Here is a 12417-nt window from a genome sequence, read left to right on the forward strand (position 1 = left end):
CTTCAAAATATCAAATATGACTATAAATAATAAATTAATTAGCAAAGGATTTATCCTTGCTGGTGTAATGAATAGCTCAGTATTACTTTTTTCTAGAGGTTTTACCAACAAGACTATTAACGCTTACGATCCAGATGTAATGTCCAATTTTGGTATGTTGATGATTTTAATTTGGGGATTAGCTTATATATCTATTGCGTATAGATTTAAGAATGTAAAATGGCTGGTTGCTGTTTTTGCTATCGAAAAATTGATTTATGGATGTGTCTGGTTGCAATGGATGATGACTAATGATATTGGCAATGTTTACAAAGAAGATAAAATGGCTGGCATATTTTACTCTATATATGGACTAAACGATTGGTTGTTTTGTGTTTTCTTTTTATATGTTTTTATTAGATTATTAAAACAACAATAAAATTAAAGGCTACTATTTTATAACATATTACTTAGCTAAAATAATGTCGTATCTTTGCCTTCACTTTAAATTTAAATGTTTTAATGACAGAAATAGACTTTGCGCTTAACCAAAAACAAGATACCGAAATCATAGAATTGGTAGGTACTGTGTTATGGAACAAAGTCAGTGAAGTTAATAGTTTTGAACAACTTTCTGAACCCGAAAAAACGTTTGTTTACATTGATATTTTTGAAGGCGAATTAATTAATGGTGGATTGTTTGACTTTTTTTACAATACATCTGGAGCTTTTGCCCATCAAGTATTGGATGCTTATAAAGCAATTGGTGCAGAGGAATCCGCTACAATTGTAAGTCAAGCTATAGCCTTGTTTCCAGATTTACCAGTATCTAAAGATCTTTTTATTAGGAGACAATTACTCTCTAATTTAAAGCAAACTGTATTAGATGAATGGGAAAAACTTGAAACTCAATTTTTTATTTCTGAAGAAGCTATTGTAACCTTACTTATTGATTACATTACAATTAATAAAACCTATTTTGAATATTAACATGGTATATTCCGCAACACCTTTCTATCTTATGACTATACATGTCAAAACTACCCAAAGCGCATAAATTTGTTGATCTTTCTGATTATGGAAGACCAATAGCCAGACAAATTGCAAACCGTTTAAAATACACTAATTTTACTCCAGTACACGTCACCTTAGCCTTTATAATTTCGGGCTTAATAGCTATTTATTGTATCATTGAAAATCTGTTTTGGTTAGCTGCATTTTTTTTAATCCTTAAATCTATTTTAGATGCTGCAGATGGTGAATTAGCTAGAATAAAACAAACACCTTCTTATACTGGACGCTACTTAGACTCGGTTGCAGATATTATTTTAAACGCCATCATATTTAGTGCTATTTGGTATGTCACTAATGCTTCCATTTGGCTAACCATTTTAGCTTTTTTGGGTGTGCAATTACAAGGTACTTTATATAACTACTATTATGTAATTTTAAGAAATAAGTTTGAAGGTGATACCACAAGTCGCATTTTTGAAACTAAAACGCCTACAGCCTTAGCTGGCGAGAAGCAAAGCAACGTAAATATTCTTTTTAAGTTATATAAATTGCTTTATGGTGGATTTGATAAAACCATTTACTTTTTGGATCCAAGAGCTGCATATGGAAAAGTATTTCCTAAATGGTTAATGACTAGTATATCAACCTTTGGATTAGGATTTCAGTTATTACTAATTGCTTTGTTTTTAGTCTTAGGATTAAAACACATAATTATCCCATTTTTTGTAGCCTATTCTGGAATGATATTAATTTTTATTGCAATTAGAAAAAGCTTTTATAAATAATAACAGCACTTAAAAAGTGTTGTTGTAAATTATCTTGTGGTTACAGTATTTTTACCCGATTTGTTACTATATACATAGGTATATATCCACATTAATGTAAAAGATGGAATGATATCAAAACCTGGCAATGCTTCTTCTATAAAAGAAAAGACTGCTGCGATCCTACCTGTTCTTCCTTTATACAATTTAGTCATTAACCAAGCAGATGCTGGAGCCCATACGATATCTGCAAACTCTCCTATTCCAGGAATAATAAAGGAAACATAGCCTAAGGCATCAAAGATTAATCCTAAAAATAGTTTTGTGTACTTGTTTGTGTTATTAAAATTCATTGATATTATTTTGTAATTCTATTTTAGATAAAGCAAATAGTATTCCAAAAAATCTAACTTAATTTAGAACTAATTAGGTTTAAAAACTCAGTTCGTGTTTCAATGTTTTCAAAAGCACCTCTAAAACCAGAGGTTGTCGTTACACTATTTTGTTTTTGTACACCTCGCATTTGCATGCACATATGACTAGCTTCAATAACGACAGCAACACCTTCTGGCTTTAACGTGTCGTTTATACAATCTAAAATTTGATGTGTCAAACGCTCTTGTACTTGCAATCGCCTAGAAAAAACATCTACAATGCGTGGTAATTTACTTAAACCTACAATATGTCCATTAGGTATGTATGCAATGTGAGCTTTACCAAAAAATGGCAAAATATGGTGTTCGCAAAGCGAATAAAACTCGATATCCTTAACAATTACCATATCATTATACTCCTCTTTAAACATGGCACCTTTTAAGATATTTGCTGCATCTTGGTTATAGCCTTGAGTTAAAAACTGCATGGCTTTTGCTGCACGTTCTGGAGTTTTTATTAAGCCTTCACGAGACGTATCTTCACCTAAATCTTCAATAATATTTTTATATCTATTTTTGACATCATCTGTCACTTTTATATTGTACTCTTCAAATTTTTTATAGGGCATTTTTTGAGGTGTTTTCTTTTAATTTATTACTGTAATAGGTTTTCAATTTAGTGATTTTTGGGTCGATTACAAACTGACAATAAGATGCTTCTCTGTTTCGATCATAAAATGTTTGATGTTCAGCTTCAGCTATATAAAAAGGACCTAACTCAGTCACCTCTGTAACCACCTTGTTTTCAAATACTTTTTCGTTTTCTAAAAACTGAATAAAACCTTGAGCCTCTTCTTTTTGTTGTTCGGAATTATAAAAAATTGCAGATCTATATTGTGTCCCAATATCATGTCCTTGCCTATTTAATGTTGTTGGATCATGAGTTGCAAAAAAGACTTCTAACAATTCTACATAACTAATCACAGTATCATCAAAAAATATTTGAACACCTTCTGCATGTCCTGTTCTACCTGTTGTAATTTCTCGGTATGCAGGGTTTTTAATTGCGCCTCCTGTAAATCCAGAAACAACCTTTTCTACCCCTTTTAACCTTAAAAAAACTGCTTCGGTACACCAAAAACAACCTCCAGCAAAAGTGGCTACTTTTAAATTTTCTTTTTTCATCTTATAAAAATAACTAATTCTGTTTAACTATTCTTTTCTAAAACTATAACAGAAGCGAGTTTTAACGTTTAATTATGACTTTATTTTAACTTCAAAATTAGATTTGCATTTGTAAACTGTAACAAAGCAAAAAAATAGCTGTCTTTAACACAGTAACAATCAATCAAAAAGCCAAATGAAACCTCTTTTTATTTTAATTTTCGCATTACTAGTATCTAATCAATCACTAGCCCAAGACAAAAAATCTTATCAGATAAAACGTACGGAAACACCTCCAAAAATTGATGGAGTTTTAGATGATACTGCATGGAAAGATGCACAAGTTGCTACTAACTTTACCGAGTTTAAACCTGATGTTGGAGATACTGCTGCTGCAAATAAAACAACCAAAGTCCGAATGACTTATGACGATTCTGGTATTTATGTGTCAGCTTACTGCTATGACAATCCAGAGGATATTATGCGTCAATTTACGCAACGTGATAATTTTGGACAATCTGATTTTTTTGGTTTAATATTTAATCCAAATAATGACGCACAAAACAATACCGAGTTTTTTGTGTTTAGTTCAGGTACGCAAGCTGATGCTGTTGAAAGTCCAAATTATGGAGAAGATTTTGGATGGAATGCGGTTTGGGAAAGCAGTGTCCAAATAGTTGATGACGGTTGGATTGTTGAAATTAAAATACCTTATAGAGCTTTACGTTTTACACAACAAGAAGACCCAACTTGGGGCATTCAGTTTCATAGGCATTACAGAAAAACACGCGAACAAATGACGTGGAATCCTATTGATGTTACCAAAGGAAACATTGGGTTATATAATGCCGAGTTAAAAGGAATTAAAAATATTACACCTCCAACTAGATTAAGCTTTTTTCCTTACGCTTCTGGATTAGTAAGTACATTTGATGGCGAAACTGAAAGTGATTTTGCTGCTGGTTTAGATATTAAATACGGAATTACAGAAAATATAACCTTAGATGCCACTTTAATACCTGATTTTAGCCAAGCAGGTTTTGATGATGTCCAATTAAATTTAGGGCCTTTTGAACAACAATTTGCAGAACAACGTCAGTTTTTTACTGAAGGTGTAGACTTGTTTAGTAAAGGTAATTTATTTTATTCTAGACGTATTGGAGATCGTCCATCTGGAAGATTAAACCTAAATAATGACGAATCAATAGAGGAATATCCAGAAAAAGTCCAATTACTAAATGCTGTTAAAGTCTCAGGACGTACTAAAAATGGATTAGGTATTGGTTTTTTTAATGCAATAACTAAAAAAACAGAAGTTGATATTACTAATACCTTAACTGGTCAAAAGCGTAGCCAAATTGTAGAACCACTGGCAAATTATAATATCATGGTATTGGACCAGCAGTTTAATAAAAACTCTTCAGTAACCTTAATTAACACTAATGTTACTAGAGATGGAGATTTTAGAGATGCTAATGTTACGGGTTTACTATTAGATTTAGTTAACAAGAAAAATACGTATGGCGCAATAGCCGAAGTTAAAATGAGTACATTTAATGATGTTCCTAATACTGAAAATGGTTATACTGCAAGAGTTGGTGTTGGTAAAAATAGTGGAAAAATAAGATATAGTTTAACCTATGATTATGCAGATGAAAACTATGACATTAATGATTTAGGTATTTTATTTAGAAACAACTACAGCAACTATAATGCAGAAGTTAGCTACCGTACTTTTGAGCCAACTAAAAACTTTAATAACACCTATTTTGGAACTTGGTTAAATTATAACCAATTATCTAATCCAAATACATTTACAGGTGCAAATACTGGTTTTAATTTTAATGGTCAGACCAAAACATTACATAACCTTGGTATTAATGGAAATTGGAATTTTGGAAAACAATATGACTATTTTGAACCACGAAACGGTTTTGACAGCTATTTTGTAACAGAAAATTATGCACAATCTAATATGTGGATTTCTAGTAACTACAATTTATTTTTTGCATTAGATGCAAATCTAGGTTATGGTCGCTTTTTTAACGATGATCGTAAAAACTTTAACAACATTTGGTTTGGACTAAATCCACGTTTTAAATTTAATGACAAATTTTTAATGGTTTTAGGGTTTGATTATGACAATTATACTGCCGACAGAGGTTATGTTAATGGTCAAGAAGTGAATGACGAAATTATTTTTGGTCAACGAGACAGAATTGATATGACTGCCAGCATATCTGGTAGTTATAACTTTAATTCGTTTAATGCTTTAACATTAAGTTTTAGAAATTATTTAAGTACTGTTACCTATGATGACAGCATGTATACCTTACAAAGTGATGGATCTTTAAACAGATCTGACATATACACAAAAAACAATATAAGTAGCGATCTAGATTTTGATCCAGACATAAATTTTAATACTTGGAATTTAGATTTAAGCTACACGTGGCAATTTGCTCCTGGTAGTCAATTAACAGCCTTATACCGAAATCAGATTTTTAATTTTTCAAACGACTCTGAAGCTGGTTTTTTTGATAGTACCTCTGATTTATTCAAACAAGAACAACGTAATACATTTTCTTTAAGAATGGTTTATTTTATAGATTACAACGACTTAAAAAAGGTGTTTCAAAGAAAAAGCTAAAACAACTTAAAGTTGCCTAATACGTTATAAAGTGGTAATTTCCGTACTTTATATTAGACTATGATTAAAGCAAAAAATATACATAAATATTACGATGATTTACACGTTTTAAAAGGTGTAGATGTACATATTAAAAAAGGTGAAATTGTATCCATAGTTGGCGCTTCTGGTGCAGGAAAAACAACATTGTTGCAAATTTTAGGAACCTTAGATTTTATTGAAAATAAAACCGAAAGTCAACTAACAATAAACGGTAAAGAAATTACAGGTTTATCAGAAAAGCAATTGGCACAATTTAGAAATCAAAATATTGGATTTATTTTTCAATTTCATCAATTACTGCCAGAGTTTACCGCTTTAGAAAATGTTTGTATTCCAGCTTTTATAAAAGGAACTAGTAAATCTGATGCAGAAAAACGTGCTAAGGAGCTACTTGATTTTTTAGGACTATCTCATAGATACAACCATAAACCAAACGAATTGTCTGGTGGAGAGCAACAACGTGTCGCTGTAGCAAGAGCTTTAATAAACAATCCAGAGTTAATCTTTGCAGATGAGCCTTCAGGGAATTTAGATAGCGAAAGTGCCGAAAATTTACATAATCTATTTTTTAAACTGCGTGATCAATTTGGACAAACCTTTGTAATTGTTACTCACAATGCAGACTTAGCTAATTTGGCTGATCGTAAATTAACAATGGTAGATGGAAAAATAGTTTAAAATATGATTATACTTTTTAAATCTGTTTTGAATTTCATTAAAAATCCGCGTTTAAAGCCTTTAAAGCATGCTACTTTTAAGCAAAAATTGGGATTGGTATTACAATGTATACCACTTTGCATTATGCTTGGTTTAGGATTTGGTCTATTAACTATTATATTAGAAGCTTTAGGTCTTTACAGTTCTGATTCACACTCTATAAATAAATTATTAGAGGAGCAATCTAAAATCAATATTATACTAAGTGCTGTTATATTAGCTCCTGTTCTTGAAGAATTAATCTTTAGAGGTCCTATGACCTTATTTAATAAAAAATATTTTAAGCTAGGCTTTTACATGCTTACTATTATATTTGGTTATGTACATATTTTTAATTTCGAAGTAACACCTCAAATACTATTATTGTCTCCACTATTAATAGCTCCACAATTAGTGGTAGGATCAGTATTTGGTTATGTACGTGTACGTTTAGGATTAATCTATTCTATGTTTTTACATGCTAGTTACAACGGGATTTTAGTAATTCCAGCTGTATTATTCCTAGATAAATGATTTAAAAATGAAAAATTCAATCACTTTTTTTATACTGCTGCTAACAATAATAGTTACCGCGTGTAAATCGCAAAAAGTAGATTTTTCAGACCGTTATAAATCAGAAACTCTAGCTGTTTTAAACCAAGCGTTTTTTCCTCAATTTGATAATCAAGGATTAAATTATAGGCAAATACACGAAGTAGTTAGCAGTTATAATTACAAGCGACAATTACCCTATTTTATTAAAAAAATTAATGATTCATTTGCTAGTAGTGATTTTGATAATCACTTAAAGGTTACATTTAAAAACTGGAAAGTTCTACCTATAAAAAATGTAAAAATTATTGACTCAAATGCCATTAATACTTTGGATCAACTAAAGTATACAATGCTAGAAGCTGAAGATAATTATAACGCTAATAATGCTGCTGTCAATTTAAAAGTCTACCAAGATGCTTTGCATAAGTATAATTCAATAGCGGATCAATATACTTACCATAATTTATCAGTTCCTTTATTTAATAGTGATTTCACATATGCTATATTAATGTCCAAAACTATTATAAATGGTTATAACGACACAAGTAGAGCGCTTTTTGAATTTAAGAAGATAAACAATACTTGGGTTATAATAGACAGTGATTTTAACCAAAATTAGGACGATAAATTTAGTTTGTCCAATTTTCAAACTTGATTTTAACTAAATTTTCAACATACAACCTTTAGATAATAGTACTTTTACTATTGACAAATAAAACATTAATAACAAAATAATTAATGACTAACAAAGAGTTAAAAGAATTTTTAGACGCTAAAGTAGAGCTATATAACAAACCCGATTTTATTGATAGTGACCCAATACAAATTCCGCATTTATTTAGTAAAAAAGAAGACATAGAAATTGCTGGTTTTTTAAGTGCTACAATTGCTTGGGGAAATAGAAAAAGTATAAATACTAATGCTCATAAAATGATGCAATTATTAGATCAAGCACCTTTTGATTTTGTAATGAATCATGAACCATCAGATTTAAAAAAATTAGAATCGTTTGTACATCGCACATTTAATGGTTTGGATTTTATAACTTTTATAAAAGGTTTACAACATATTTATTTAAAGCATGACGGTTTAGAAGCTGTGTTTAAAAAACATGCCGAAAAGGATAGTTTGCAAAAGTCTATACATAATTTTAAGCATGTTTTTTTTGAAATAGAACACCTACAACGAACACAAAAACATATTAGTGATCCTTTAAAAAATAGTGCTGCAAAGCGTATCAATATGTTTTTAAGATGGATGGTAAGACCTAATAATACAAACGTAGATTTAGGGATTTGGACTAGCCTATCTCCTGCCCAACTATCATGTCCTTTAGATGTCCATTCTGGTAATGTGGCTAGAAAATTAGGATTATTACAACGAAAACAAAATGATGGCAAAGCATTAGCCCAATTAGACGCAAGTTTAAGATTATTAGACCCTAACGATCCAGTAAAATATGATTTTGCATTATTTGGATTAGGTGTTTTTGAAAAATTTTAATCTTTTAAAACTAAAATATCATTATTTTCGTACATACATTTTCAAAATGTAAGTAGAACTATCCATTTATGATTGTACCAGATTTTCCCAAAAACGAAATAGAACGCTTATCCGAAGTTAAAAAATATAAGATTTTAGACACCTTACCAGAAAGTGATTTTGATAATATAACAAGTTTAGTTGCGACTATTTGCGAAGTGCCAATTTCTTTAATTACCTTACTTGATACAGACCGCAATTTTTTAAAATCTCATCATGGTTTAAATGTTCAAGAATCACCAAGAGACATCTCTTTTTGTGGACATGCTATATTACAAAGTCAAGATATTTTTGTGGTAGAAGACTCTAGAAAAGATAGTCGTTTTAAAGACAATCCATTAATAGATCAATTTAATGCTATATTTTATGCAGGTGTCCCTTTACGTAATAAAGATGGCTTAGCTTTAGGGACGTTATGTGTTTACGACCATGAACCTAGACAACTAACAGAAATTCAGAAAAAAGCCCTTATAACTTTAGGTAAACAAGTCATGAACTTATTTGATTTAAGATTAAATAATAGGCTTTTAGATGAATCCAAAAAAGAGCTATTAGAGCGTAATGCTGATTTAAGCAAATTTGCTAGTCACGTGTCTCACGATTTAAAATCTCCACTAGCAAACATTATATCTTTAACTGCCTTTTTAAAGGAAGAAGAAGGTAATGTTTTTACTGAAGAATCTATTGATTACATTAATTATATTGAAGAATCTGCAGATTCTCTTAAAAATTATATTGACGGAATTTTAATACATTATAAAGCTAACGAGTTATTAAATGAAGATAAACAAACCATTGCCTTAAATGCGCTTTTTGAAGAAGTTAAACGCATTCACTTGTTAGACGATTTACAATTTAAAACAAATACAAAAAACCAAAACATATTTATTAATAAAGCTGCTGTTACTCAAATTTTAATAAATTTAGTAGACAACGCTTTAAAATATAATAACAAACCAAATCCTGAGGTTATTTTAAACTATTCTGAAAATAAGAATTTTCATATTTTCTCTGTGACAGATAATGGAATTGGTATTGCGCAAGAGCAACAAAACGAAGTATTTAAATTATTTAATAACAATAATCAAACAGACGCAAAAGGTAATAAAGGGACTGGAATTGGATTGTTTACTGTAAAAAACTTAGTCAAAAAACTTAATGGTGATATTGTTTTAAAATCCCAAATTGGCATAGGTAGCACTTTTACCTTTACCATCTCTAAATAAAAAAAAGCCTAATCTTTCGATTAGGCTTTTTAAATATTTGAGTGATAAACTAAGATTTTTTCATTTGCTTCATAAGCTTTTTAGTCAAAGTCTCTTGATCTTTATAAAGCGTACCGCTCATTCCTAAGCATTGTCCATCCTTTAATTGTAAAGTTTTTTGGTCCACAATGTATGTACCATCACTTTTAACAATTGTTCCGTTATTTAATTTTAAATCTCCTTTTAATGGTGCGACACCATCTGCTGTGTAATGAAACACTTTACTATCTAAAAGTATAACGTAATTAGCATCTTCAATTTGTTTAGCGTCTTGAGCCATCATAGTATTGATTCCAAGAAAAACGGTAAATGCAATAAGAATTAATTTTTTCATTTTATATATTTTTAAGTTTAGCCAAATGATTTTATAATTAGTTGTAAATCATTCTCTAAGTTAAACATTTCAACTTTTATGCCAAACTTTTTATCAAATATTTAGCCTTTTAACCAAGCTTGTCTTACTGCTTTTTGTGCTTCTGTTGCATTAGCATCTTCGACTAATTTTGTTCCGTTAGTATACGACTGAGTTAATTTAGTTTTAATAACTATTTCTTCTCCTTTTCTATCTAAAACAACATTAATGTCTGTACCTGGTTGCCACATGTACATTGCAGTTAAAATTTGTTGTGCTGTAGCTAAGGTTAATTCTTTACCATCAACTGATTTTAAAACATCTCCTGGTAAAACACCATTGTCATTCCAAAAACTATTATCCTTAACAGCTTCGCTAAAAGGAATAGTCATTGTTGCTCTATCTGGAGCAAAAATTAAAGTTCCGTCGTTTTGGATGTAGTTAGTTTTAACTTTTCCTGTATCTAAACTTAATCCTACTTTTTTAAAGTAAACCGAATAATCTATTGGTGTACCACCAACAACATGCGTGTTTAAAAATTCGCCAACACTAGGATAAGTCATTGCAGTAATTTCTTCTATTAACTTATCATCTTCAAAAGGTTTATTTTTTCCGTATTTGTTAGATAATTCTTTCATTAACGATAAAATACCTCTGTTACCATTACTTTCTTCGCGTAAGATGATGTCAATACACATACCAATTAAGGCACCTTTCATGTATACATTATAGTACTGTGGTGCGTAAGGTTCGTCTAAAACGTTTTCACTCATTACCGTAAAACTCATGCTATCATCTAAGTTAGCTGAAGTTTGAATTTTACCTAGTATATCTCCATAAAACTCTTCCGAGTCAATTAAATCTTGATCCACTTGGAATAGTGTTGCAAAATATTCTGTTACACCTTCATACATCCATAAATGCTTAGAAAATGTTGGTTGGTTATAATCAAAATAATGTACATCTTCAGAATGTACACTTAATGGTGTAACAATATGAAAAAACTCATGAGATACTACATCAATCATACTTTCTGCTAAAGCTTCAAAAGGCATATCTTCTTCTAAAACTACTACAGTAGATGTGTGGTGCTCTAAAGCTCCAAAACCTTTTGGTGATTCTGGCTTACCTTCAGATAAATATAAATAGATATCGTAACGAGGTGTACTATTAACATCTCCTAAATATGTTTTTTGTGCTTGCATCATTTTTTGCATTACTTCTTTGATGCTTGCAGCACTATGCACTTTGTTTGGAGAATATACACTTAAAACAATTTTGATATCTCCAACCTGAAATTCTTCGACATCTAAATCACCATAAAACATTGGATTATCTGTAATATCAAAATAACGTGGTGCAAAATAACTTGATGTTGCTAATTTACCATCTTTACTTACTGTTTTTCCAGTTTCTTGTAAAGCAGACGTACGTTTAAAATCTGCAGGTGCAGTAACATCTAAACTATATTGGCTGTCTTTTAGGTTGTCAAAATAACCTATAAAACCATGTAAGTTTAACACGTAGTTAGTAGGCTCTATATTTGTTCCTGCTGGAGAAAAAGGAGCCTCTCCTCCTATTCCACCTGTTACTTCTTGATCAAAAGTATCATTAGCATTGTAAGTAATATAATCTAATTGAGTAGCATTAGCAATAGTCCAAGTATTAGTGTCTACTTTAACTGTTGGCAACTCAGTACCCTTATAATCAAACGCTTTAAAGTCGTCTACATATTTTCCAAAATCACTTACAGAGTAAGTCCCTTGCACAACTCGAGGTAATCTATACGTTACTGTTTGCTCTGTAAAACGTCCTGGATTAATTGTTACAGGTGCTTTGTCATTAAGTACTTTAGACAAATCAATAGAGGTTACAATTGGCGACTGAGACGCTAATTTGTCTGATGTTTTTGTGCTATTACATCCAACCAATAATAGTCCTGTTGCAATAGTTGTTACTAAAAGTTTTTTCATTTTTTATGTTTATTTGTTAATGGTCTTGTTTAGAAGACGCTCAAAAA

Annotated in this window: 14 protein-coding genes; 9 read left to right on the top strand and 5 right to left on the bottom strand. The window is 30.5% G+C overall.

From position 1 onward, the window contains the following. Positions 1-16 precede the first annotated feature (16 nt). The 3 genes from WNY60_RS02900 to WNY60_RS02910 all read left to right on the top strand — a co-directional run bounded on the left by WNY60_RS02900 (position 17) and on the right by WNY60_RS02910 (position 1778). Complete coding sequence (locus tag WNY60_RS02900; RefSeq protein ID WP_342861471.1) at positions 17-418, top strand: hypothetical protein; 402 nt, start codon at positions 17-19, stop codon at positions 416-418. Between the two features lie 83 nt (positions 419-501). Beyond that, on the top strand, positions 502-969 hold the full coding sequence (locus WNY60_RS02905) for a DMP19 family protein (RefSeq protein WP_342861472.1): 468 nt from the start codon (positions 502-504) through the stop codon (positions 967-969). A gap of 41 nt (positions 970-1010) precedes the next feature. Then, positions 1011-1778, top strand: a complete 768-nt coding sequence (locus WNY60_RS02910) for a CDP-alcohol phosphatidyltransferase family protein (protein ID WP_342861473.1) — start codon at positions 1011-1013, stop codon at positions 1776-1778. Between the two features lie 29 nt (positions 1779-1807). Here the strand turns inward: WNY60_RS02910 and WNY60_RS02915 are convergent, their stop codons facing one another. Genes WNY60_RS02915 through msrA form a run of 3 tightly spaced genes read right to left on the bottom strand, consistent with a single transcriptional unit; the run spans position 1808 to position 3316 of the window. Continuing rightward, positions 1808-2110, bottom strand: coding sequence for a hypothetical protein (locus tag WNY60_RS02915; protein WP_191098588.1), 303 nt, complete (start codon positions 2108-2110; stop codon positions 1808-1810). Positions 2111-2163: 53 nt separating this feature from the next. Then, complete coding sequence (gene folE, locus WNY60_RS02920) at positions 2164-2760, bottom strand: GTP cyclohydrolase I FolE (protein ID WP_028282264.1); 597 nt, start codon at positions 2758-2760, stop codon at positions 2164-2166. Continuing rightward, positions 2750-3316, bottom strand: coding sequence for a peptide-methionine (S)-S-oxide reductase MsrA (gene msrA / locus WNY60_RS02925; protein ID WP_342861474.1), 567 nt, complete (start codon positions 3314-3316; stop codon positions 2750-2752). Before msrA ends, folE begins: the two co-directional genes overlap by 11 nt. A gap of 175 nt (positions 3317-3491) precedes the next feature. On the opposite strand from msrA, the gene WNY60_RS02930 reads away from it, so the two are divergent. The 6 genes from WNY60_RS02930 to WNY60_RS02955 all read left to right on the top strand — a co-directional run bounded on the left by WNY60_RS02930 (position 3492) and on the right by WNY60_RS02955 (position 10006). Then, positions 3492-5945 (top strand): DUF5916 domain-containing protein, encoded by a 2454-nt coding sequence (locus WNY60_RS02930; RefSeq protein ID WP_342861475.1) that lies wholly within the window; start codon positions 3492-3494, stop codon positions 5943-5945. Positions 5946-6005: 60 nt separating this feature from the next. Further along, a complete protein-coding gene (locus tag WNY60_RS02935; protein ID WP_145001585.1) occupies positions 6006-6665 on the top strand; it encodes an ABC transporter ATP-binding protein in 660 nt (219 codons plus the stop codon). Between the two features lie 3 nt (positions 6666-6668). Then, the gene (locus tag WNY60_RS02940) at positions 6669-7217 is read left to right on the top strand and encodes a CPBP family intramembrane glutamic endopeptidase (RefSeq protein WP_145001584.1); all 549 of its coding nucleotides are present in this window, start codon (positions 6669-6671) and stop codon (positions 7215-7217) included. A 7-nt stretch (positions 7218-7224) separates the two neighbouring features. Then, complete coding sequence (locus WNY60_RS02945) at positions 7225-7857, top strand: hypothetical protein (RefSeq protein WP_342861476.1); 633 nt, start codon at positions 7225-7227, stop codon at positions 7855-7857. Between the two features lie 119 nt (positions 7858-7976). Beyond that, a complete protein-coding gene (locus tag WNY60_RS02950) occupies positions 7977-8741 on the top strand; it encodes a TIGR02757 family protein (RefSeq protein ID WP_339809265.1) in 765 nt (254 codons plus the stop codon). A gap of 68 nt (positions 8742-8809) precedes the next feature. Further along, a complete protein-coding gene (locus WNY60_RS02955) occupies positions 8810-10006 on the top strand; it encodes a GAF domain-containing sensor histidine kinase (protein ID WP_145001581.1) in 1197 nt (398 codons plus the stop codon). A 49-nt stretch (positions 10007-10055) separates the two neighbouring features. Here the strand turns inward: WNY60_RS02955 and WNY60_RS02960 are convergent, their stop codons facing one another. Next, positions 10056-10379 (bottom strand): DUF6799 domain-containing protein, encoded by a 324-nt coding sequence (locus WNY60_RS02960; RefSeq protein WP_145001580.1) that lies wholly within the window; start codon positions 10377-10379, stop codon positions 10056-10058. A gap of 101 nt (positions 10380-10480) precedes the next feature. Further along, positions 10481-12370 carry a peptidase M61 gene (locus tag WNY60_RS02965; protein ID WP_342861477.1) on the bottom strand — a complete coding sequence of 630 codons (1890 nt, stop codon included), beginning with the start codon at positions 12368-12370 and terminating at the stop codon, positions 10481-10483. Positions 12371-12417 lie beyond the last annotated feature (47 nt).

Source organism: Olleya sp. AS48, from assembly GCF_038900355.1.
GTDB lineage: Bacteria > Bacteroidota > Bacteroidia > Flavobacteriales > Flavobacteriaceae > Olleya.

Bases quoted from the DNA above. Each gene is read 5' to 3' on its own strand.
- WNY60_RS02900 (WP_342861471.1), top strand. From the start codon at position 17: ATGACTATAAATAATAAATTAATTAGCAAAGGATTTATCCTTGCTGGT.
- WNY60_RS02905 (WP_342861472.1), top strand. From the start codon at position 502: ATGACAGAAATAGACTTTGCGCTTAACCAAAAACAAGATACCGAAATC.
- WNY60_RS02910 (WP_342861473.1), top strand. From the start codon at position 1,011: ATGTCAAAACTACCCAAAGCGCATAAATTTGTTGATCTTTCTGATTAT.
- WNY60_RS02915 (WP_191098588.1), bottom strand. From the start codon at position 2,110: ATGAATTTTAATAACACAAACAAGTACACAAAACTATTTTTAGGATTA.
- folE (WP_028282264.1), bottom strand. From the start codon at position 2,760: ATGCCCTATAAAAAATTTGAAGAGTACAATATAAAAGTGACAGATGAT.
- msrA (WP_342861474.1), bottom strand. From the start codon at position 3,316: ATGAAAAAAGAAAATTTAAAAGTAGCCACTTTTGCTGGAGGTTGTTTT.
- WNY60_RS02930 (WP_342861475.1), top strand. From the start codon at position 3,492: ATGAAACCTCTTTTTATTTTAATTTTCGCATTACTAGTATCTAATCAA.
- WNY60_RS02935 (WP_145001585.1), top strand. From the start codon at position 6,006: ATGATTAAAGCAAAAAATATACATAAATATTACGATGATTTACACGTT.
- WNY60_RS02940 (WP_145001584.1), top strand. From the start codon at position 6,669: ATGATTATACTTTTTAAATCTGTTTTGAATTTCATTAAAAATCCGCGT.
- WNY60_RS02945 (WP_342861476.1), top strand. From the start codon at position 7,225: ATGAAAAATTCAATCACTTTTTTTATACTGCTGCTAACAATAATAGTT.
- WNY60_RS02950 (WP_339809265.1), top strand. From the start codon at position 7,977: ATGACTAACAAAGAGTTAAAAGAATTTTTAGACGCTAAAGTAGAGCTA.
- WNY60_RS02955 (WP_145001581.1), top strand. From the start codon at position 8,810: ATGATTGTACCAGATTTTCCCAAAAACGAAATAGAACGCTTATCCGAA.
- WNY60_RS02960 (WP_145001580.1), bottom strand. From the start codon at position 10,379: ATGAAAAAATTAATTCTTATTGCATTTACCGTTTTTCTTGGAATCAAT.
- WNY60_RS02965 (WP_342861477.1), bottom strand. From the start codon at position 12,370: ATGAAAAAACTTTTAGTAACAACTATTGCAACAGGACTATTATTGGTT.